The organism is Massilia atriviolacea, from assembly GCF_003953935.1.
GTDB classification, from domain to species: Bacteria; Pseudomonadota; Gammaproteobacteria; order Burkholderiales; family Burkholderiaceae_D; genus Telluria_A; species Telluria_A atriviolacea.
This window is the reverse complement of record NZ_RXLQ01000002.1, coordinates 300,664-325,070: the sequence shown is the minus strand read 5'-3', so window position 1 is coordinate 325,070 and position 24,407 is coordinate 300,664. Positions and strand designations below refer to the sequence as shown.

The window sequence follows — 24,407 nt, the reverse complement described above, 5'->3', positions numbered from 1 at the left end:
TTCATGTCGGGAGCGGCGTGCCGTCAACCGTGCATCGCGGGCCGCTCCGACACGTTCTGGAACTGGCGCGCCACCAGCCTCGCATAGTACGGATGAGAACTGATCAATTCGTGATGGTTTCCGGCGCCCGATACCTTTCCTCCCTCCAGAAAGTAAATGCAGTCCGCATGCACGACCGTGGCCAGGCGATGCGCAACCACGATGTTGGTGCGCCCCTGCATCAGCGCTTCGAGCGCGGTCTTGACCTGGTGCTCGGTTTCGCTGTCCAGGTTCGAGGTCGCCTCATCCAGGATCAGGATGGCCGGGTTACGCAGGAACATGCGGGCGATGGCGATCCGTTGCCGTTGGCCGCCAGACAGGTTGTTGCCCTGCTCGATCAGCAGCGTGTCCAGTCCCTGCGGCATCTGCTCGATGAAGGCGAGCGCGCCGGCTTTGTCGGCAGCGGCGAGCACCATCGCGTCGGTATACAGGCCAGGCAGGCCGTAGGTGATGTTCGCGCGCACGCTGCCGGGCATGACCGGCGCGCCTTGAGCCACATAGCCGATCTTGCCGCGCCAGTCGGCCAGCCCGAGCTGCCCGATCGGCACGCCGCCGTACAGCAGCTCGCCTTCCGACGGCTGGTAAAAGCGCTCGATCAGGGACAGGATCGTGGTCTTGCCGTTGCCGCTGGCCCCGACCAGCGCCGTCGTCGTCCCGGGCCGGAACGCCAGATCGAGCCCGTCGAGGACGCGGCGCTCCTGGCCGGGATAGGCAAACGACACTCCCCTGAACTCCAGCGTGCCATCCTGGGCGTCGCAGGCGGCGCGCGCCGCGCCTTGCTCTTCCTCGCGCTCGTCGAGCAGTGCGCCGATGCGGCTCGATGCGCCCCTGGCCTTTTGCAGCTCGGCGGCGAAATTGGTCAGCTGGATCAGCGGCGCGGCCACATTGAAGATGTACAGGATGAAGGCGGTCAGGGTGCCGATGCTGATCGCCCCGCTGCTCACCCGCCCGGTCCCGTAGACCAGGATGACGATGATCGCCGCCGTCAGCGCCAGGCCGATGACCGGCTCGAGCGCGGCATTGATTTTCGACGCTTTCAGGCCAAGGCGCCGCAGTTCCTCGATTTCTTCCGCGCTGCGCGCACGCTCGCGCCCTTCGGCGGTGAACGCCTTGACCAGGCGTATTTCGGAAAACACGTGGGTCAGGATGCCGCCCAGCTTGGCCGTACGATCCTGGGTACTGCGCGCCAGCCCTTCGAGCAGCAGGGCCAGGGGAATGACCACGCAGAAGGCGCCCGCCACGCAGCCGAGCAGGGTCAGGGTCAGGCGCACGTCGAGCATCAGCAGCACCCCCACCGACCCGCTCAGCAGCAGCACGCCGGTGAGCAGGTTCACCGCCTGCTTGGTGGCCAGCTCGGAAATGGCATCGCAGTCGCTCAGCACGCGGCTGACACGCTCGCCGGTGCTGTCCTGGTCGAAGGCCGCCACCGGCAGCTTGAGCAGCTTGTCGACCAGCATGGCGCGCAGGCGCGCCACCAGCCCATGACCGACGCACGCCAGCAAATAGGCCGACAGCGCCGACGCCAGCGCGGCGCCGACCAGGATCGCCGCCAGCAGGCCGATACTGAGCGCATCGGTCTTGCCCGCCGCGAGTTGGTCCACAACGCGCCGGGCCAGCAGCGGAAAGCACAAGGTGCCGGCGGCCGACACCAGCGCCATGGTCGCGGCGGCGCCCAGCTGGCCAACGGACGGCCGGGCGACGCGCAGCAGCCGCCATAACAGGCCGTAGGACGTTGCGGCCCCGCTCACAACATCAGTTCCATCTTGCCGAACAGGACATCGGCCTGCTTGCCCTGCCCGCGCACGGTCTTCTCGACGATGCGCGCTTCCTTGAACTGGGTCGACTCTTCCGAGTACAGGATGCTGGTGATGTGCGTGAGCCAGGGTTCGGCCCCCATGGCGTAGATGAACAGGCGCTTCGGATCGAAATATTCCTGCATCCTGAGGGCCTTGGCGGCGTCGCAGCCATCGAGCCGGCGCGACTGGTCCTCGCCTCGGGTCAGCATTTTCTGCAGCAGGGGGCCGTACAGCCAGGTCGCCGGCGCGCCGACGCACTCCATGCCAAGGAACAGGCAGTCGATCTTCGGCATCATCTTCTTGAGCGGCTCGTAGAATTCCGGCGCCGGCGGATTCGAGTCGGCGAAGAACAGGCACGCCGCGCCGTTCATCTCGATGCCGAAAGCGAGCTTGGTGCGGATATCGAGATCGGCGTGTTCGCCGTAGAACGGCGCGCCGACGATGCGTCCTTCCTTGAACTCAAGCGTCTCGTATTCGCCCAGTTCCACCACCCGCCCGAACCCGCAGCGCAGCAGCATCAGCTTGAGCGAAATATCCTGCAGGTTGCCGCCGCCGGCACGGCCCACCACCACGCAATCGACCTTGCTGCGCAGGCGCAGCAGGGTTTCGAAGACGATGTGATCCTGGTGCGGGTGCGTGATGAGCACATAATCGAGCCGCTCGGGCAGGTCGTCGAAGGTGAAATGGTCGATGCGCGACTCGTCCGGATAGCTGATCAGGGGATCGATCAGGATGCTCACGCCGCCGCACTCCATCAGCACGCAGGCGTGGCCCAGGTAACGGATGCGCACCGTGTCGGCCGGCCCGCCGCGCTGGCCCTCAGGGACGCGGCGCTCGCTGAACATGGTTTCCAGCAGCGGCATGTCGCGCGCCGGGTCATCCACGCGCGGGCGCAGCATGTCCATCAGTTCGGCCGCATCGTGGGCGCCGCCGTGCAGGTGGTTCCAGAGCGGATCGCCGAACGGCAGGCGCAGTTCGACCGAGCTGTCGCGGCGCCGGATCTGCGGTGTACTGAGGACAAAGGTGCGCGGCTCGTAGCTGGCTTTTTCGAGCACGCAGGTTTGCAGCGAGGTGTCGTACAGCGGGCTGTCGTAAAACACCGATTCGATGAAGCGCGCATTGGGCTGCTTGCACAGATCGTAGGACAGCTCGACGCCGTTGCGGATCTGCGGGTCGATCTGGGCGTACAGGCCGGGCACGCCCGCGCCCTTGGCCTGGTTTTGCAGCATCTGGTACATCGCGCCGATGGCGTCGGCGCAGCGCAGTTGCGGCGCGCAGCGCTCCAGGGTGCGCTCGCGAAAACGCGCCATGTCGGCCGGGTCGTCCGCGTAGTTGATGAAGGGGCCGCCGAGCAGCTCCGGAATCAGCGCCGATTCCAGGTGCTGGGCCGGGTCTTCGATGAACGACTCGAGCATGGCCAGGTGCGCGTGCCTGGTGTACAGGCCGAATGTGAGGGGCGAGACCAGATACGGATGCGCGAACCATGAATTGACCAGCGGGACGCTGCGAACGTTCGGTGCGAGGGATTTCAGGGTTTTCATTGGCGTTTCGCTTTGGAAGAAGAGTGGATGAATGGGTTGAGCGGCATGACGTCGGCGTCGGCCGCCCACGCGTCGGCCGCGGCGCCGGCCAGCAGGTCGACGAAGGGCTGCTTCAGGATGTTCATGTGGTTGCTGCCGTCGAGCATCTGCACCTCGACCCGCTCGGCCAGGTGCTGCCAGCGCGCCAGCTTCTCCGGCGCCGACATGGCCGCCCTGCGCGCCGAGCCGGCCGTCTCGGCCACGTCGGCATTGACCAGCAGGAGCGAGCCCGCATACGGCGCCGCCGGCTGGTAGCTGGTATTGAGGTGGCTGCCGAACACGCGCAGCAAGCCTTGCAGCTTGTCGACCGGCGTGCGCGGTGGCAGGACTCCGGCTGCGCTCAGGCGTTCCATCAGGTACGCCAGTTGCCCCGCCTCGTCCAGGCCAGCCAGCCTGGCACGGTCCACGCCGAGCGCCTGTCCACGGTCCAGCTCCAGCAGGTCGATGAACAGGGTCAGGGTTTGCAGGCGGTCCGAATGGCGTACCGGCCCGGGCGGCTCGCAATCGACCAGTACCACCTGCGCCACCGTCTCGCCAGCCTGCACCAGCAGGCGCGCCAGTTCCAGCGCGATCCAGCCGCCGAACGAGTGGCCCAGCAGGCGGTATGGCCCGCTGCCGGCGTGCGCCCGCACTTCGGGCAGGTAGGCGCGCGCGGCCGCCTCCACGGTGGCATGCGGCACGCAGCTGCCGTCGTGGCCCCGTGCCTGCAAGCCGATCACCGGTTCGGCGTCGCCGAGGGCATGCACCAGCGGCAGGAAGGCGGTGACGTTGGCGCCCGCGCCTGGCACGCAGAACACCGGGGAGTGTCCCTTGCGGCCCGACTGCAGGGTGATGGCCGCCTTGTCGGGCGCCACCGCCGCCAGCGCCGGCAGCGCTTCGGCGTCGGCCAGCACGCGCTTGATGCGCGCCGCCAGCGTTTCGATGTACGGCTCCTCCATGATGGTCTTGTGGTCGCCCCCGATGACGTTCAGGTGCAGGTGGCGCCGCAGCAGCGCGTGCCAGCCGATCGACGGATCGGCGCCGTCGGCCGGCTCGCCCGCGAACAGGTGCACCGAGATCGGCAGCGGCTGCGGAACATAGTTGGCGCAGGCCTGGATCAGCTGCGCGAAGCGCGCCGAGCGCCAGCTCAACTCCTCGGTCGTGAAGGCGGCAGGCAGCCAGCCGCGTTCGCGGCAGGTGGCGACGGCCGCCTCGATGCTGCCCGATGCCTGCAGGTCGCGCACGCGCAGCATATCCAGGCTGGTGTCGAGATAGCTGGCGTACACCTCCAGGAACACCCAGCGCATCGCCGCTTCATCCGGCATCGCTTCGGCCGCCTTGTACCCGGGGCGGCCGCTGTCGATCAGGCCGAGGAATTCGACCGATTCGTCTTCGCCCAGCAGCTGGTGCGCCATTTCGTAGGCGATCAGGCCACCGCCGGACCAGCCGGCCAGCCGGTAAGGGCCGTGCGGCTGCACCGTGCGGATCACGTCCAGGTAACGGCGCGCCAGGGTTTCCATGCGCACTGGCTGGCCGGCGTCGACGTGACCGGCCTGCACGCCGTAGATCGGCATGTCGTCGCCGAAATGGCGCGACAGCCTTTCGTACGACAGCACCTCCCCCGTGGGCTCGTGCAGGAAGAACAGCGGGCGGCGCGCGCCGCCCAGGCGCAGCGGCACCAGATGGTGCGACAGCGCCGCCGAACGCCGGATGCGCGCGGCGATCTCCTTGAGCGCAGGGCTGTCGAAAATGCTGCGCATCTCGACCTGGAGTCCCTGCTGGCGCAGGCGCTCGACCATCTGGATGGTCAGCAGCGAGTGGCCGCCCAGCGCGAAGAAGTCATCCTCGCGGCCGACCGCGTCGACGCCGAGCAGCTCGGACCAGATCCGGGCCAGCGCGGTTTCCACGTCGCCCTGCGGGGGGGCGAAGGCAGTGCGGGCGTAGGCCGCCCCCTCCGGCGCGGGCAAGGCCTGACGATCGAGCTTGCCGTTCGGCGTGAGCGGCAATGCGTCCAGCACCACGATCGCGGCCGGCACCATGAACTCGGGCAGCACCTGCGCCAGGGCTGCGCGCACCCGCTGCGCATCGAGCGTGGCGGCGCCTGCGACGACGTAGGCCACCAGGCGCCTGTCGCCGGGGCGGTCTTCACGCGCCAGCACAATCGCATCACGCACGCCATCCTGGCGGCGCAGCTGCGCTTCGATCTCGCCGAGTTCGATGCGCAGGCCGCGCAGCTTGACCTGATGGTCGTTACGGCCCAGGTAGTCGAGCGTGCCGCCGGCAGACCAGCGGCCCAGGTCGCCGCTCCGGTACATGCGCGCTCCGGCGCGGCCCGCGAAGGGGTCGGGCACGAAACGCTCGGCGCTCAGCTGCGGCAGGTGCAGGTAGCCGCGCGCCACGCCCACGCCGCCGATGCAGATTTCGCCCGCGACGCCGGTGGGCACCGGCTGGCCGTGGCGGTCCAGCAGGTAGATCGCGGTGTTGGCGATCGGGCGCCCGATCGGCGGCGCGCCCGCCTGGGCGCCCGCCACGCACTGCTGGAAGGTGGCCCAGATCGTCGTTTCGGTCGGGCCGTAGGCATTGACGAACACCCTTCCCGGCGCCCAGCGCTCGACCAGGGCCTGGCTGCACGCCTCCCCCGCCACCACCAGGGTGCGCAGCGCCGCCAGCCCGGCGCCCGCATCGAGTCCGTTCAGCACCGCCGGCGTCAGGGTGACATGGGTGATGCCGTGCGCGGCCAAGGCCTCGCCCAGTACCGGGCCAGCCAGCAGCGCGCCCGGCGCCGGCAGGTACAGGGCCGCGCCGTGGCACAGCGCCATGAGCAGCTCGAACACGCAGGCGTCGAAACCCGGGGACGCGCATTGCAGCACGCGGCTGGCCGGGTCGACGCCAAGCGCGCGGGCCTGCGCCTGCGCCACGTTGCACAAGCCGCGATGCTCGACCATCACGCCTTTCGGCTGCCCGGTGGAGCCGGACGTGTAGATCACGTACGCCAGGCTGGCCGGAGTCAGCCCGAGCGCGGCCGGATCGGGATTGGCGGCCGGCTGTTCCAGCCAGGGCTGGGACTGGCCGTCGAGTTCCAGCACCGGCACCTGTACGTCGGCCGGCAGCGGCATGCCGGCCATGGTCAGCAAGGCCAGCGGCGCGCTGTCGCGCAGCATGTAGCCCAGCCGTTCGCGCGGATAGGCCGGGTCCAGCGGAACGTAGGCCGCGCCGGCCTTGAGCACGGCCAGGATCGCGACGACCATCTCCACGCTGCGCGGCGCGCAAATGGCCACGCGCGCGTCAGGCTGCACCCCGAGGCTGCGCAAGTGATGCGCCAGCCGGTTGGCGCGCTCGTTGAGCTGCGCGTAATCCAGGCGCTGGTCGTGCTGCACCAGCGCCGGCGCCTGCGGCGCGCGCGCCGCCTGGCGCTCGAACAGTTGATGGATGCACAGCTCGTCCGGGAACGCCTGCGCCGTGTCGTTCCAGCGCACCAGCAGCCGTTCGCGCTCGTCCGCGCCGAGGATGGCAATGTCGCGTGCCGGCTGCTGCGGCGCCGTCTCCAGCGCCACGACCAGTCCTTCCAGCGCCTGCGCCACGTAGCCGCACACGCGCTGCGGATCGACCGGTTCGGCGACCTGCGCACTGAGGCCGAAGCCGTCGCCCAGGTCGTCCACGGACAGGCAGAACGGATAGTTGCTGCGTTCTTCCGCGGCCAGCACCGTGATGCCCTGCGCCCAGGGGCCGGTGACGCTGTCGCTGGCTGGCTGGCCGCTGTGGCGGTAGTTGAGCAGTGCCGAAAACAAGGGCGTGCCGGCCGTCAGTGCGCTGCTGCGCTGCGCCAGCGCGAGCGGCGCGTGCTCGTGCCGCATCAGCTGCGCCAGCAGCGCGTGGGTCTGGCGGATCCCCTGTTCCACGCTCACTTCGCCGAGGCGCACGCGTAGCGGCAGTGTGTTGATGAACAGGCCCATGCTGCGTTCGGCACCGGCGCCCGGCTGCATGCGGCCGAACAGCACGGTGCCGAAGACCACGTCCTCGCGGCCGGTGGCGTGCGCCAGCACCTGGGCCCAGGCCCAGTGGAACAGGCTGGCGGCGCTGACGCCGAGGGCGCGCGCCTGGCGCCTGATGCGATCCGACAGCGCCGGCGCGAGCACCTGTCGCGCCTCGTGCACGGTGCTGCCGTCGCCCTGCACGTTGGACAGGCCGAACGGCGCCGTCGGCGCGTCGACGTCGCCCAGCATGGTGCGGAAAAAGGCTTCGTGCTCCTGGCGGCTCACACCCAGGCGCGCCTGGGCCACGAAATTGCGGAACGGGACAGGCGCCGCCAGCTCGCCGGCGCGCCCGGCGTCGATCATCGCCATTTCCTCGAACAGCAGGTCGAGCGTGGTGTGATCGGTGACCAGGTGATGTTCGAGCAGGAGCAGCAGCCAGCGTCCATGGTCCGGATCGGGCGCGGCGACGCCGCGCAACAGCGGCGCCTGGCCCAGATCGATGCGCATGCTGCGCGGATCGGCGTGGGCGCGCAGCATCGCGGCCACGTCGCCCGCCGCCAGCGTGGGCGTCTCCAGCACGAACGGCGCATCGCGCCACACCACCTGCACCGGTTCCGGCAAGCCTTCCCATTGCACGGAAGTGCGCAGGGCGTCATGGCGCGCAATCACCTGCCCCAGCGCCCGCACGAAACCGTCAAGCCGCTCGCGCGAATCGAAGGCCAGCGTGGCCGACGACAGATACAGGTCGCCTTCGGCCTGCAGCAGGTGGTGGAACAGGATACCTTCCTGCAGCGGTGCCAGCGGGTAGATGTCCTGCACATTGGCGGCGCCGCCGGCGACCGTGTCCGTAATGCGCGCGATCTGCGCGGCGTCGAGCGCGACCAGCGGCAGCATGTCGGGCGTGATCGCGGTGCAGCCGGACGGAATGCGGTTCGGCGGAACCACCACCTCGCGCGCAGGCTCCGCGCCGGTGGCGCCGGCCAGAGCGGCGACCGTCGGCCGCAGGAACAGGGTGCGGATATCGACCGGCATCTGGCGCCGGCGCATGCGCTCCATCAGCTGCACGGCCAGCAGCGAATGGCCACCGAGTTCGAAGAAGTTGTCGTCGCGGCCGACGCGCTCGACGTGCAGCAGTTCGGCCCAGATCCGCGCCAGCGCGGTTTCGGTCTCGCCCTGCGGCGCCGCATAGGCACGCTGCGCATAGGCGCTGCCGTCCGGCGGCGGCAGCGCGCGCCGATCGAGCTTGCCGTTCGGCGTGAGCGGCATGGCAGCGAGCATGACAAAAGCCGCCGGCACCATGTAGTCCGGCAGCGCCTGCGCCAGGGCTGTGCGCAGCAGCGAGGCGTCGGCCTCGCCGGCCACGTAGGCCACCAGGCGCTTGTCGCCGGGCGCATCCTCGCGCGCCAGCACCACGGCCTGGCGAACGCCGCCCTGGCGGGCCAGTTGCGCCTCGATCTCTCCCAGCTCGATGCGAAAGCCGCGCAGCTTGACCTGATGGTCGTTGCGGCCGAGGTATTCCAGCGATCCGTCGGCCAGCCAGCGCCCCAGGTCACCGCTGCGGTACATCCGTGCGCCGGCCTCGCCCGCGAACGGGTCGGGGACGAAGCGCTCCCGCGTCAGCTGCGGCAGGTTCAGGTAACCGCGTGCCACGCCCACGCCGCCGATGTGGATTTCGCCAGCGACGCCAGGCGGCACCGGCTGGCCATGGCGGTCCAGCAGGTAGACAGGCGTGTTGGCCACCGGGCTGCCGATCGAACGCGGATTGGCGCCGGGCTGGCAGGCAAGGATGGTGGCGTTGATGGTCGCCTCGGTCGGGCCGTAGGCATTGACCAGCAGCGGACGGTGGCCGGGCCGGGCCCACCATGCGTCGAGCGCGGCGGCCGCCACGCCTTCGCCGCCGATGCTGATCTGGCGCAGGGTTGGCGGCAGCGCCACGTGCGGCGCCTGGGCAATCTGCTGCCAGAACATGGTCGGCAGGTTGGCCACGGTCAGCGCATTCGCTTCAGCCAGTTCGCACCAGCGGCGGGCGTCGGCAATCCAGGCCGGCGAACCCAGTACCAGGGTGGCGCCGCCGAGCAGGGCGCCGAAGATCTCCTCGACCGACATATCGAAGCTCGGCGCGGCAAACTGCAGCACGCGGTCGGCGGGACCGAGCCCGTACAGCCGCCCGAGCGCCGCGATCTGGTTGCACAGGCCACGGTGCTCGATCATCACGCCTTTCGGCGCACCGGTCGAGCCGGAGGTGTAGATCACGTACGCCAGGTGCGATGGATCCAGGCCGATGGCCGCCGGTTCCGGGTTGGCGGTCGGCTGGTGCTGCCAGGATGGCGCTTCCAGATCGTCCTGCGTGAGCAGCGCCACCGGTGCGCTGTCGCGCAGCATGTAATCGATCCGCTCCTGCGGATACGCCGGGTCCAGCGGCACATACGCGGCGCCGGATTTCAGGACGCCGAGAATGGCGGCCAGCATCTCCAAGCTGCGCGGCGCGCAGATGGCCACGCGCTGGTCCGGCTGCACGCCGCGCTGGCGCAGGTGGTGCGCCAGCTGGTTGGCGCGGGCATTGAGTTCGCTGTAGCTCACTGCCCTGCCCTCCTGCTCGGCCGCGGTCGCGTGCGGGGTGCGTTCCACCTGCTGTTCGAACAGCTGGTGGATGCAGGCGTTGTCGGGATACGGCTGGCGCAGGCGCCGCCAGGCCGCCTCCAGCTGCCGGCGCTCGTCCGCGTCCAGCAGGTCGATGCGGTCGAACGCCTGGCTGTCGTCGCGCACCATGCCTTGCAGGACCGTGCGCAGGCGCGCCAGGTGCCGTTCGATGGTGGCGCGGTCGTACAGCGCCGCCGCATATTCCATCGTGCCCACGATGCGCTCGCCGCTTTCCTGCAAGGTCAGCGACAGGTCGAACGCGGTGCTGCGGTCGGTGCGCTCGGGCAGTTCTTCCAGGCGCAGCTCGCCCAGTTGCACGGCCTCGTGCGGCATGTTCTGCCACGCGAACATCAACTGGAAGATGCTGCTGTAGTTCAGCGCCCGCTCCGGATTGAGCACCTCGACCACCTGCTCGAACGGCACGTCCTGGTTGCTTTGCGCTTCCAGCACGCGCTGCCTGGCCTGGGCCAGCAGCCCGGCCACCGTCGGGCTGTCGCTGAGATCGAGCCGCAGCGCCACGGTGTTGACGAAGAAGCCGATCATGGGTTCGAGTTCGACCCGGCCGCGATTGGCCACGGGCGAGCCGATGACGACGTCGTCCTGGCCGGCCAGGCGCGCGGCCAGCGCGGCCCATGCCGCCAGCAGGGTCATATACAAGGTGGTGCCGTGCCTGCGCGACAATGCCTTCAGGCCCGTGCACAGCGCGGCATCGATCGCGAACGGCAGGCTGCGGCCCGTGTAGTCCTGCAGCGCGGGCCGGGGGCGGTCGCTGGGAAGGGTGATCAGGGCCGGGGCGCCCGCCAGTTGCCGCTTCCAGTAGTCGAGCTGCTCCCGGGCCGGCGCCGCGCTAAGCCAGCCGCGCTGCCACAGCGCGTAGTCGGCATATTGCACCGGCAGCGGCGGCAGCGGGTCGAGACCGGGGGCCAGCCCATCGACCGCGTAGGCGCTGTACAAGGCGCTCAGTTCGCGCGCCAGCACGCCCATCGACCAGCCGTCCGACACCACATGGTGCAGCGTCAGCAGCAAAACGTGTTCCTGCTCGCCCAGGCGCAGCAGGCGGGCGCGGATCAGCGGACCATGGCCCAGGTCGAGCGGGCTGCCCGCCTCCACCCGGCTCCAATGGTCGACCAGCGCCTGCGGCTGCGCCTCGGCGCTGAGGTCATGGCGCACCAGGCGCAGGCCGGTGCTGGCGGCGATGCGCTGCACCGGCGCGCCGTCGACCAGCGCGAAATGGGTGCGCAGCGCCTCGTGGCGCTGCACGATGCGGTCCAGGGCGCAGCGCAGCGCGCGCTCGTCGAGCCGGCCATGCAGGCGCATGCCGCCGCTGATGTGGTAGGCGGCGCTGGCGGCCTCGCCCATCTGGGCGATGAACCACAGGCGCTGCTGCGCGAACGAGACCGGAATGTCGCGTGGGCGCGGGCCAGCCGCCAATGGCGGCAAGCCCTGGGCCGGCGCCTTGTGGGCCAGGGCCGCGAACGCATGCAGCAGCGGCTGGGCAAACAGGTCCGACAGCGCTGCCTCCAGTCCGAGACGCTGGCGCAGGTGCGAGATCATCTGCACCGCCAGCAGCGAATGGCCACCGAGCTCGAAAAAGTGGTCGCGCCGGCCGACCCGTTCCACTTGCAGCAGTTCGCTCCACAGCGCGGCCAGCGCCGCTTCCACCGGGCCTTGCGGCGCCTCGTAGGCACGGGTGCCGAACGCACCATCCTCCGGCGCCGGCAAGGCGCGCCGATCGAGTTTGCCGTTCGGCGTGAGCGGCAAGGCGTCCAGGCAGACATAGGCCGCCGGCACCATGTACTCCGGCAGGCGGCCGGCCAGGTGCAGGCGCAGCGACTCCGGCGTGCACAGTTCCGGTTCCGGCGTGCTGAAATACGCCACCAGGCGCCGCTGGCCGGGCTGGTCCTCGCGCGCCAGCACCACGCAATCGCGCACACCGGGCGCGGACTGCAGCACCGTGTCGATTTCACCGAGTTCGATGCGAAAGCCCCGCACCTTGACCTGCTGGTCGACCCGGCCGACGAATTCGATGTTGCCGTCCGCGCGCCGCCGTCCGAGGTCGCCGCTGCGGTACATGCGCGCGCCCGCGGTGCCGGCGAACGGATCGGGGACAAAGCGCTCCTCGCTCAATTCGCGGCGGTTCAGGTAGCCGCGCGCGATGCCGGCGCCGCCGATATGGATTTCGCCGGCCACGCCCAGCGGCACCGGCGCACCATGGGCGTCGAGCAGGTAAATGCGCTTGTTGCCGATCGGCTGGCCGATCGGCGGCTCGCCCGCATCCTGCGCATCGCACACGAACACCGTGGCGCACACCGCGGTTTCGGTCGGACCGTAACCGTTGATCAGGGTGCGTCCGGCAGCCCAGCGCCGCACCAGCGCCCGGCCGGGCGCTTCGCCGGCCATGACCAGGGTGGTGACCGAGTCCATGCGCGCGTCGTCGGGCAAGGCCGTCAGCACGGCCGGCGGCAGGATGGCGTGGCTGATGCCATGCCTGTCGGCGACGGCGAGCAGGTCGTCGCCGGCCAGCGGCACCTCCGAGGCGACCATGTACAGGGCGGCGCCGTGGCACAGCGCCATGACGACCTCGAAGATGCAGCCGTCGAAACTGAACGAGGCAAATTGCAGGATGCGGCTGCGGGCGGTCACGCCGAAACTGTCGATCTGCGCCTGCGCCAGGTTGCACAGGGCGGCATGCTCCATCATCACGCCCTTCGGCGTGCCGGTCGAACCGGAGGTGTAGATCACGTAGGCCAGATGCGCATCGGTCAGGCCCAGCGCGGCCGGATCGGGATTGGTGGCCGGTTTGTCCTGCCATGGCGCGGCCGGGTCGTCCAGTTCCAGTACGGTGGCGGTGAGCAGCGCGCGGCTGGCCGGCAGCCGCTCCTGCAGGTCGGCGTGGGTCAGCACGACGCGCGGGCGGCTGTCATCGAGCATGAAGGCCAGGCGCTCGGCCGGGTAGCCCGGGTCGAGCGGCACGTAGGCGGCGCCGGCCTTGAGCGTGGCCAGCAAGGCGACGATCATGTCGGCCCCGCGCGGCAGCGCAATGGCGACCCGCATGTCCGGCCGCAGGCCCGACTTGATCAGGTGATGCGCGAGCCGGTTGGCGCGGGCATTGAGCTCGGCGTAGCTGAGCGGCGCGCTGCCGTCCACCACCAGCGCGGCGGCGTCGGGCGAACTGGCCGCGTGCTGTTCGAACAGTTGATGGATGCAGCGGCCGGCGTCGAGTGCGACAATGGCGCCGTTCCAGCCGTCGAGCAGCTGGCGGCGCTCCCCGGCGGGCAGGATGTCCAGCTGGCAGCTGGTGGTGGCCGGTGCATTGTCGAGCGCATCGGCCAGATGGTCGAGCGCCGTGTGCATGTAGCGGCACACGCGCATCGGGTCGATCGGACGCTGCGCGTTGGCCGTGAGCGAAAACGCCGCGCCATGGTCGTCCACCTTCAACACCAGCGGGAAGTTGCTCAACTCCTCGCCGTGCAGCACCTCCATCCCTTCCCATACCTGCTGGGCCGGCGGGCTGTGACGGTAGTTGAATCCGGCCGAGAACAGCGGCACCGAGGCCGCCATGCCGCTGCAGCGCTGGGCCAGCGACAGCGGCGCATGTTCGTGATGCAGCAGTTGCGCCAGGCGTTCATGGGTATCGCGCACGGCCGCTTCGAGCGGGGTGTCGTCAAGGCGGATGCGCACCGGCAGCGTGTTCATGAACAGGCCCAGGACGCGGTCGGCGCCGCTGCCGCCATGCATGCGGCCGAACAGCGCGGTGCCGAAGACGACGTCATCGCGCCCGCTGGTGCGCGCCAGTACCTGCGCCCACGCGAGGTGGAACAGGCTGGTGGCGCTCACGCCAAGGCGGCGCGCATGCTCGCGCAGGCGCAGGGCCAGCGCCGGGTCGAGCGGCAGGCGCGCCTCGTCGACGTTGGAGCCGTCGCCCTGCATGTCCAGCAAGCCGAAGGGCGCGGTCGGCTGGTCGACGTCGCCCAGCATCCGGCGGAAGAATTGTTCGTGTTCCTGCACGCTCACGCCCAGGCGTGCCTGCGCCACGAAATTGCGGAACGGGACCGGCAGCGGCAAGTCCTGCGCGCGTCCGGCCTGGATCAGCGCCATTTCCTCGAACAGCACGTCGAGCGTGGTGTGGTCGGTCACCACGTGGTGCAGCAGCAGCTGCAGCAGCCAGCAGCCGGTCTTGTCGTCGAAGGCCGCAAAGCCGTGCATCAGCGGGGCGCGCCGCAGGTCGATGCGGAAGTGGCGCGGATCGGCGTGGGCGCGCAGCTCGGCCGGCGTGTCGACGCCGGGCAGGACCGGTGTGTCGACCGTGAACGTCGCTTCGCGCCAGACCACCTGCACCGGCTCGGGCAAGCCTTCCCACAGCAGCGCGGTGCGCAGCGCATCGTGCCGCGTGAGCACCTGCTGCAAGGCGCCGGTGAAGGCATCGAGCCGTTCGCGCGCGTCGAACGACAGGGTGGCCGACAGCAGATAGGCATCGCCCTTGTTCTGCAGCAGGTGATGGAACAATATGCCTTCCTGCAGCGGCGCGAGCGGATAGATGTCCTGCACGTTGGCGGCGCCACCGGGGACGCTGGCGACGATGCGCGCGATCTGTTCGGCGTCCAATGCCACCAGCGGCAGCATGGCCGGCGTGATATCGGTGCAGCCGGGCGGGATGCCGTTGGGCGGCACCACCACGTCGCGCCGGCCCGCTTGCCCGGCCTGGTCCACCGCCTGTGCCAGCGCGGCCAGGGTCGGTTGCGAAAACAGGGTGCGGATGTCGGCAAACAGCTCCTGGCGGCGCATGCGTTCCATCAGCTGCACGGCCAGCAGCGAGTGGCCTCCCAGTTCGAAGAAGTGATCGTTGCGCCCTACCCGCTCCACTTTCAGCAGGGCGGCCCACATGCCGGCCAGCGCGGTTTCGGTCGGGCCTTGCGGCGCCTCCCAGGTGCGCCGCGCATACGCCGAGCCTTCCGGCGCCGGCAGCGCCTTGCGATCGAGCTTGCCGTTGGCGCTCAGGGGCAAGGCGTCGAGCACGACGCAGGCGGCGGGAACCATGTACTCGGGCAGCTCGCGCGCCAGCGCGGCGCGCACGGACTGCGTGTCGACCTGGCCGACCAGGTAGGCGACCAGGCGCTTGTCGCCCGGACTGTCCTCGCGTGCCAGCACCACGGCTTCGCGCACGCCTTCCTGGCGCGCGAGGTGCGCTTCGATGTCGCCAAGTTCGATGCGCAGGCCGCGGATCTTGACCTGGTGATCGTTGCGGCCGAGGAATTCGACGCTGCCGTCGGCCAGCCAGCGGCCCAGGTCACCGGTCTTGTACATGCGCGCGCCCGGCTTGCCCGCGAACGGATCGGGCACGAAGCGCTCGCGCGTGAGTTCCTCGCGGTTCTGGTAACCGCGCGCCACCTGCACGCCGCCGATGTGGATTTCGCCGGGCACGCCGATCGGCGCCGGCTGGCCGTAGCGATCGAGCAGGTAAATGGCGGTGTTGCCGATCGGCCGGCCGAGCGGGATGCTGTCGGGCAGATCGGGGCCGGCGCAGTGCCAGGCGGTGACGTCGACGGCGGCTTCGGTCGGGCCGTACAGGTTGTACAGCTGCGCGCCCGGCAGGCATTGCCGCATGCGCCGCGCCAGTGCGCCGGGCAAGGCTTCGCCGCTGCACACGACCCGTGTCAGGCCGGTGCAGCGCGCGGCCGCGCCGTTATCGACGAAGGCCTGCAGCATCGACGGCACGAAGTGCACGGTGGTGATGCCATGCCGTTCGATGGCATCGGCCAGGTAGGCCGGGTCTTTGTGGCCGTCCGGGCGTGCCATCACCAGGCGCGCACCGCTCATCAGCGGCCAGAAGAACTCCCATACCGACACGTCGAAGCTGTACGGCGTCTTTTGCAGCACCGCGTCGGCCGCATCCAGGCGGTAGGCTTCCTGCATCCACAGCAGGCGGTTGACCACGCCCAGGTGCTCGTTCATCACGCCCTTGGGCTGGCCGGTGGAACCGGAGGTGTAGATCACGTACGCCAGGCTGGCCGGACTCAGGCCCGCTGCGGCGACATCGCTGCCCGCGAGCGCCTGCCATGGCGGATTGACGGCGTCGAGCAGCAGCACGTGCAACTCCGGCGCGACGCTGAGGCGGCGCGCCAGGCCGGCGTCGGTCAGCAGCACCAGCGGAGCGCAGTCGTCGAGCATGAAGGCGAGGCGCTCCGGCGGATAGGCCGGGTCGAGCGGCACATAGGCGCCGCCGGCCTTGAGCACGGCCAGCAGCCCCACCACCATGGCGACGCCGCGTTCCAGGCACAGCGCGACGCGCCGCTCCGGACCCACGCCAAGCATGCGCAGATGGGCGGCAAGCCGGTTGGCCTCTTGATTCAATGCGGCGTAGCTCAGGCGCGTGCCGCCGGCTTCCAGCGCCACCGCCAGCGGAGACCTGCGCACCTGCGCTTCGATCAGTTCGTGGATGCACAGGTCCAGGCGATAGTCGCGCGCGGTGTCGTTCCAGCCGCGCAGCACCTGCTCGCGCTCGGCCGCGTCGAGCAGGCCGGCCAGCACATGGTCGGCGTCCGGCTCGCGCGCCATCGTCACCAGGGCCGCCTGGTAGGCCGCGGCGATGCGTGCCCCCTGGCGCGCCGACAGCCGCGCCGGGTCGCGTTGCAGCGACAAGGTCAGCCTGTCGCCTTCCTGGGCCGCATTGAAGGTCAGCGCGTGGTTGGTGGCCTCGAACGCCTGGCCTTCCAGGAACTCGAGCGACTGCACATTGCGCAGGCCGTCATAGACGTAAAAATTGACGAAGTTGAAGGCCGTGTCGAACAGGGCGCGGCGCCCGTTTTCCTGCATGATGCGGGCGTACGGATAGGCGCGGTACGGCATCACCGCCAGTTCCGACTTGAAGGTGGCCACGATCAGGTCCTTCCAGCTGCCCGGCGCGATCGCCTGGCGCAGGGGCAGCGTGTTCAGGTACAGGCCGAGCACCTTGTCGCCATCCTGTTCGGCCGGACGCGCATGCGAGACCATCCCTGTCAGCACGTCGCTCTCGCCAGAGAACAGCGCCATGACGCGCACGTGGGCGGCCAGCAGCAGCGTACGCAAGGGCACGTGCAGCTCGCGCGCCAGGGCGTCCAGCCGCGCCGTCACGCCTTCCGGCAGCGTGACGGCGGCCGTGCGCGACGCGCCGGGATCCTGGTCCGCGTCGCGCGGCGGCAGGCTGGCGACCGTGTGGCCGGCCAGGTAGTCGCTCCAGAACGCAGCGGCGGAGGACGAGCCGAGGATGGCCTGTTCGGCGGCGACGGCCTGCCGGAAGCTGCAGGCGAGCGCCGGGGCGTCGATGCGCCCGCCCGCCTGCAAGGCTCGATATGCCTGGAACAGTTCGGTGACGAAGGATGCCACGCTCCAGCCGTCCAGGATCGCATGGTGGAAGCTGAGCGTGAGCTGGACGCTGTCGTCGCCGCGTCGATGGAGGAAGATGCGCAGCATCGGCGCCTGGCCCGGGGCAAAGCCGTTAGCGCGCTCCCGGCGCAGCCAGTCGCCGATCAGGCTTTCCTGCCGCGCCGCGTCGAAGGCGCTGATGTCGCTGATGTCGGCCACGATGCGCGCATCCCTGTGCACCAGTTGCAGGGGGACGCTGTAGGTACGCAGGTCGAACGAGGTGCGCAGGACCGGGTGGCGCGCCACCACCGCGTCGAGCGCCTGTTGAAACGTCCCGGCATGCCAAGCCGCGATGCGCAGGTGATGGCTGAAGACATCGTGGTACACGCTGCCGTCGGCCGACATCTGGTTATGGAAGACCATGCCCAGTTGCAGGCAGGTCAGCTCGTAGGCGTCTTCGACGTCGCCCGGCAGCAGCGCGGCATCGGCGGGCGACAGCGCCATGGCGGCGGGGGCGGCGGGGGTGGTGGCGAGGGCGGCGGCGTCGGGCTGGGCGCGCGCCAGTGCGGCGGCGACACCGGCCACGCTCAGGTGGCTGAAAATGTGCTCGATCGAGAGTGCGATTCCCCGCTCGCGCGCTTTCGACACGATGGCAATGGTGCGCATCGAGTCGCCGCCCAGCGCAAAGAAGTTATCGTGCACGCCGACCTTGTCGATCCCCAGCACGTCGGCCCAGATCGACGCGATGCATTCTTCGGCGGCGTTGCGCGGGGCCGTATAGCCGGCCTGGCTGCGCGCTGCGTCGGGCGCCGGCAGCGCGGCGCGGTCGAGTTTCCCGTGCGCGGTCAGCGGCAGGCTGTCCAGGCAGACGATGCAGGCCGGTACCATATAGTCCGGCAGCAGCTGCGCCAGCGCCGCGCGCAGCGCCATCGGGTCGCCCTGCGCCGCGCCGTCGCGCGGGACGACGTAAGCGGCCAGGCGCTTGTCGCCCTGGGCGTCGTCGATGGCCAGCACCACCGCTTCGCGCACGGCGGGCAGGTGCAGCAGGCGCGCCTCGATTTCGCCCAGCTCGATGCGAAAGCCCCGCACCTTGACCTGGGCATCGTTACGGCCCATGAATTCGATCGATCCGTCGCGCAGGCGCCGGCCAAGGTCGCCGCTGCGGTACAGGCGCTTGCCGACGCCGGGCTGGAACGGGTCGTCGATGAAGCGTTCGGCGGTCAGCTCGGGCCGGTTCAGGTAGCCGCGCGCCACGCCGGCGCCGCCGACATGCATTTCGCCGACCACGCCGAGCGGCGCCGGGCGGCCCTGCGTATCGAGGATGTGCACGGCCAGGTCGGGAATCGGCATGCCGATCGGGCTGCCGCTGCCCTGCGCATCGGCCGGGGTGAGCGCGCGGTAGGTCACGTGCACGGTCGTTTCGGTGATGCCGTACATATTGACCAGGCGCGTGCGTTCGCCATTGCGGGCGTACCACGGCGCGAGCATGGCCGGTTGCAGCGCCTCGCCGCCGAACACGACATAGCGCAGGCTGTGGGTTGCCTCGCTCGCCTCCTGGCTGGCGATGAAGCGGCGGAAGGCGCCGGGAGTCTGGTTCAGGACCGTCACGCCTTGCTCGCACACCAGCCGGTAAAAGTCGTCCGGCGAGCGCGCGATCGCCTGCGGCACCAGCACCACGCGGCCGCCATGCAGCAGGGCGCCCCACATCTCCCATACCGAAAAGTCGAAGGCGTAGGAATGGAACATGGTCCAGACATCGTCCGGGCCGAAGCCGAACCAGTCGGCGGTGGCGGCAAACAGGCGCCCGACGTTGGCGTGTTCCACCATCACGCCCTTCGGCAGGCCGGTCGAACCCGAGGTGTAGATAATGTAGGCCATGTGGTGCGGCCGCAGCCCGACCTCGTCCGCGCGCGGGTTGCTCGTGGCGTTGTGCGCCCAGGCAGGCTGGCTTTGCGAGAGGTCGAGCACCGGCACGGCGTGCTCCACCGCCTGCAGGGTGCCTTCGTGGGTGATGAGCACCTTCGGCGCGCTGTCGTGCAGCATGTGCGCCAGGCGCGCGGCCGGATAGGCCGGGTCGAGCGGCACATACGCGCCGCCGGCCTTGAGCACGGCCAGGATGGCGACCAGCATGCTGTGGTCGCGCTGCACGCAGATGGCGACACGGTCGTCCGGCCGCACGCCGAGCGCGCGCAGGTGATGCGCAAGCTGGTTGGCCAGCGCGTTCAGGTGGCCGTAACTGAGTTCGGCGTCGCCATGGCGCACGGCGATGGCGTGCGGCGTGCGCTCGACCTGCTGTTCGAACTGTTCGTGAATGCAGAATGGCTGCGCGAAGCTGCGCACGGCGTCGCTCCATGGCGCCGCGCCGTTGACGGCGGCGACAGGGGTGCGCTCGTTCTTGTCGAGCGCGTCGGCCAGCGCTTCCAGTTCGCGCCGTACGTCGTCGCAGATCTGGCGCGCCTCGACCGGCGCTGCCACCTGGAGCGTCAGCAGGAAGTCCTGCCCCAGGTCGTCGACCGACAGGCCGAATGGATAATTGGTGCGCTCCTGGGCCGACAGCACCTCGATGCCTTCGTCCCAGCCGCCATCTGCCTGGTCGTCGCGGCCGGCGCTATGGCGGAAGTTCAGCAGCGCCGAAAACAGCGGCTGGCCGGCCGGCAGGGCGCTGCAGCGCTGTGCCAGCGACAGCGGCGCGTGCTCGTGGCGCACCAGTTGCAGCAGGGTCTCGTGAATGGCGCGCAGTTCGTCCTGCACGCTGGCCGCGCCCAGGCGCACCCGCAGCGGCAGGGTATTGATGAACAGGCCCATGGCGCGGTCGGCGCCGGCGCCGCCCTGCATGCGGCCGAACAGCACGGTGCCGAAGATGACGTCGTCGCGCCCGCTCCCCTGGGCGACGACCCTGGCCCAGGCCCAGTGAAACAGGCTGGCCGCGCTGACTCCGGCGGCCCGCGCCTGCCGGCGGATGCGCTGCGACAGCACCGGCGTCAGGCGGCGCTGGACTTCTTCGACCTTGCTGCCATCGCCCTTGACGTCGGCCAGGCCGTAGGGCACGGTGGCCTGGTCGACGTCGCCCAGCATCTGGCGGAAAAAGGCTTCGTGCTCGCGCGCCCTGCCCTCCAGGCGCGCCTGCGCCACGAAATTGCGGAACGGGACCGGCTCGGGCAGCTCGCCTGCCCGGCCGCCCTGGATCGCCGCGATCTCCTGGAACATGACGTCCAGGGTCGTGTGGTCGAGGATCATATGGTGCAGCAGCAGTTGCAGCAGCCAGCGCCCGCTCCTGTCGTCGAAGGCGCTGAAGCCGCGCAGCAGCGGCGCCGTGCGCACGTCCAGGCGCACGTGGCGCGGATCGGCCAGGGCGCACAGTTGGGCGACCGTGTCGCCCGCTGGCAGTGCCGGGGTGTCGACCACGAAGCGCGCCTGGCGCCAGACCACTTGCACCGGTTCGCTCAAGCCTTCCCACAGGATGGCGCTGCGCAGCACGTCATGGCGGTCGATCACCTGCTGCAGCGCGGCGACAAAGCCCTCCATGCGCGCGCACGAGTCGAAGGCCAGGGTGGCCGACGACAGGTAGGGGTCACCCTCGGCCTGCAGCAGATGGTGGAACAGGATGCCTTCCTGAAGCGGCGCCAGCGGGTAGATATCCTGGATGGCCGGCATCCCGCCCGGCACGGCGCTGGCGATGCGCGCGATCTGGCGCTGGTCCAGCGTTACCAGCGGCAGCATGGCGGGGGTAATCTCGTTGCAGCCGGCCGGAATGGCATTCGGCGGCACGGCCACTTCGCCGCCGCCGGTGCCGGCGGCCTGCTCCACCGCCTGCGCCAGCGCGGCCAGCGTCGGTTGCGCGAACAGGGTGCGGATGTCGGCGCCAAGATGCATGCGGCGCATGCGTTCCATCAGCTGCACGGCCAGCAGCGAGTGGCCGCCGAGTTCGAAGAAGTGGTCGTGCCGGCCGACCCGGTCGCGCTGCAGCAGCTCGGCCCAGATCGCGGCCAGCGCCGTCTCGGTGGCCCCTTGCGGCGCCTGGTACGAGCGCTGGGCGTAGGCCGCGCCTTCCGGGGCGGGCAGCGCCTTGCGGTCCAGCTTTCCGTTGGCGGTGAGCGGCATGGCGTCGAGCACGACGCAGGCGGCGGGCACCATGTACTCGGGCAGTTCGCGCGCCAGCGCTTCGCGCACGGCGCCGGTGTCGACATCGCCGGCCAGGTAGGCGACCAGGCGCCGGTCGCCGGGACTGTCCTCGCGCGCCAGCACCAGCGCTTCGCGCACGCCGTTCTGGCGGCGCAGATGCGCTTCGATCTCGCCCAGTTCGATGCGCAGGCCACGGATCTTGACCTGGTGATCGTTCCGGCCCAGGAATTCGATGGTGCCGTCGGCCAGCCAGCGCGCCAGGTCGCCGCTCCTGTACATGCGGGCGTGCGGGATCTGCGCAAACGGGTCGGGAAGAAAGCGTTCCTGCGTCAACTGCGGCTGGTTCAGGTAGCCGCGCGCCACGCTGGCGCCGCCGATGTGGATTTCGCCCGTCACGCCCACCGGGACCGGCTGGCCGTACCGATCGAGCAGATAGATGCTGGTGTTGGCGATCGGACGGCCGATGTGGACCACGGCGTCGCCGGCACGGATGCGGCCCGACGTCGCCACCACCGTCGCTTCGGTCGGTCCGTAATTGTTGACCAGGTCGAACCCAAGGCCGGCCGCGGGTACCTTGCCCAGGCGGTCGCCGCCGACCAGCAGGGTCCTGAGCGGCTTTGCCGCGCCGGCCTCGCGCTGGACGGCGATGTCGGCAAGCGCCGTCACCAGGAAGCTGCAGTGCAGCTGCTGCCGTTCCCACCAGTCCAGCAGTGCCAGCGGATCGCCGCTGGCGCCGGCCGGCGCCAGGGCCAGCGCGGCGCCCATGCACAGCGGCGGCCAGACTTCCCAGGTGCAGGCGTCGAAGGCGATCCCCGCGGTGCTCGAAGCGCGTTCGCCCGCCATCAGCGGAAAGGCGTCGGCGTGCCAGCCGACCAGGTTGGCCAGGTTGCGGTGTTCGACCATCACGCCTTTCGGCTTGCCGGTCGAGCCCGAGGTGTAGATCACATACGCCAGATGCGATGGCGCCAGCGCGGTGGCGGTGCGTTTCGGATTGCTGGCCGGCTGGATTGCCCACGGCGCGTGCGCGGCATCGAGTTCCAGCACGGCAGCCGTCATCAGGGCGCGGCAGGCCGGCAGGCGCTCCTGCAGCGACGCCTGCGTGAGCACCACCTTGGGACGGCTGTCGTCGAGCATGAAGGCAAGGCGGTCGGACGGGTAGTGCGGGTCGAGCGGCACGTAGGCGCCGCCGGCCTTCAGGGTGGCGAGCATGGCCAGCACCAGCGGCATGCCGCGTTCGAGCGCGATCGCCACGCGCGTATCCGGGCGCACGCCGAGCGAGACCAGATAGTGCGCCAGCTGGTTGGCCTGCTCGTTGAGCGCCTGGTAGGTGAGCGAAGCGCCATCGGCTTCCAGGGCGATCGCATCCGGCGCCTGCGCGGCCCGCCGCTCGAACAGTTCATGGGCAAAGGCGTCGCCATAATCGCGCCCGGTAGCGTTCCAGTCGACCAGCACCTGGCGCCGTTCGGCCTGGCCTAGGATGGGAATCGACGCCACCGGCTGGCTGTCGTCGCGCACCATGCCCTCCAGCAGGGCCTTCAGGTAGGCGGCATGGCGTTCCATGGTGGCGCGCTCGAACAGGGCGGTCGCGAAACCCAGGCGGCCGACGATGCGCCCGTCCGCCTCCTGCATGTCCAGCGCGAGGTCGAACTTGGCGCTGTGGTGGTCGAATTCGAGTTCGCGCAAGGCGATCTGGCCAAGCTCCAGCGCTTCGCGCGGGGTGTTCTGCCAGGCGAACATCAATTGAAAGATCGGGCTGTGCGCCAGGGTGCGCTGCGGATTGAGCGCTTCGACCACCTGCTCGAACGGCACATCCTGGTGGCTTTGCGCCTGCAGCACGGTTTCGCGCACCTGGGCCAGCAACTCGCTCACGCTCGGATTGGCGCTCACGTCGATGCGCAGCGACAGCGTATTGACAAAAAAGCCGATCAGCGGTTCCAGCTCGACCCGGGTGCGGTTGGCGACCGGCGAGCCGATGACCACCTCGTCCTGGCCGGCCAGGCGCGCGCACAGGGCGCTCCATGCCGCCAGCAGGGTCATATACAGGGTGCTACCGTGTTTATGCGCTAGCGCCTTGAGCGCGGCGCTCAGATCCGCATCGAGCTCGAAGCCGATGCTGCGGCCGCTGTAGTCCTGCACTGCGGGACGCGGCCGGTCGGTCGGCAGCGTCAGCAGTTCGGGGGCGCCGGCCAGTTGCGCGCGCCAGTAGGCCAGTTGCTGCTTCTGCACGGCGCCATCGAGCCACTGGCGCTGCCACAGGGTGTAGTCGGCATACTGCACCGGCAGCGGCGGCAGCGGGTCCTCCCAATGCGCCACGCCTTGGTCGGCATAGGCGCGATACAGCTCGCCCAGTTCGCGCATCAGCACGCCCATCGACCAGCCGTCGGAGACGATGTGGTGCAAGGTCAACAGCAGAATGTGCTCGCGCTGGCCGAGGCGCAGCAGGCGGGCGCGGATCAGGGGCGCGCGTCCCAGGTCGAACGGGGCGGCCGCTTCGTGCGCGCTCCAGTGGGCAATGGCCGCCTGGCGCGCATGCGGGTCGTCCGCGCTGATGTCGTGCCGCTCCAGCGCGAAGCGTCCGTGCGGCGCGATGCACTGCTGCGCGCGGCCGTCGACCAGCGCGAAGCCGGTGCGCAGCGCTTCGTGGCGCTGCACGATGCGGTCCAGCGCGGCGTCGAGCGCGTCGTCGTCGAGCTGCCCGTCGAGCGCCAGGGCCCCCGGAATGTGGTAAGCCACGCTCGCGTCCTGTCCCATCTGGGCGATGAACCACAGGCGTTGCTGGGCGAACGACAGCGGCCAGGCGCCGCCGGGCGTTGCGCGCACCTCGATCGGGGCGCGCTGGGTGGAACCCTTGCGCTGGAGTTTGGCGGCGCGCGCGCGGGCCAGCAGCGCTTCCCTCTCGGATGGATCCAGGTTTTCCAATGATGGGTTGGTCATTT

3 protein-coding genes are annotated in these 24,407 nt (G+C 70.0%); all 3 read right to left on the bottom strand.

What is annotated here, in order from left to right; genetic code table 11:
• Window positions 1-23: 23 nt before the first annotated feature.
• The 3 genes from EJB06_RS04390 to EJB06_RS04380 are packed head-to-tail and all read right to left on the bottom strand — an operon-like array spanning window position 24 to window position 24,405.
• Complete coding sequence (locus EJB06_RS04390) at window positions 24-1,787, bottom strand: ABC transporter ATP-binding protein (protein WP_126072769.1); 1,764 nt, start codon at window positions 1,785-1,787, stop codon at window positions 24-26.
• Window positions 1,784-3,376 (bottom strand): MBL fold metallo-hydrolase, encoded by a 1,593-nt coding sequence (locus EJB06_RS04385; RefSeq protein WP_126072768.1) that lies wholly within the window; start codon window positions 3,374-3,376, stop codon window positions 1,784-1,786. Before EJB06_RS04385 ends, EJB06_RS04390 begins: the two co-directional genes overlap by 4 nt.
• Window positions 3,373-24,405, bottom strand: coding sequence for a non-ribosomal peptide synthase/polyketide synthase (locus EJB06_RS04380; protein ID WP_126072767.1), 21,033 nt, complete (start codon window positions 24,403-24,405; stop codon window positions 3,373-3,375). The genes EJB06_RS04385 and EJB06_RS04380 overlap by 4 nt, the downstream gene beginning before the upstream one ends.
• Window positions 24,406-24,407: the final 2 nt, after the last annotated feature.

What these genes read in the sequence shown, in the direction of transcription:
- EJB06_RS04385 (WP_126072768.1), bottom strand. Translation starts at nt 3,376, where the DNA reads ATGAAAACCCTGAAATCCCTCGCACCGAACGTTCGCAGCGTCCCGCTG.
- EJB06_RS04380 (WP_126072767.1), bottom strand. Translation starts at nt 24,405, where the DNA reads ATGACCAACCCATCATTGGAAAACCTGGATCCATCCGAGAGGGAAGCG.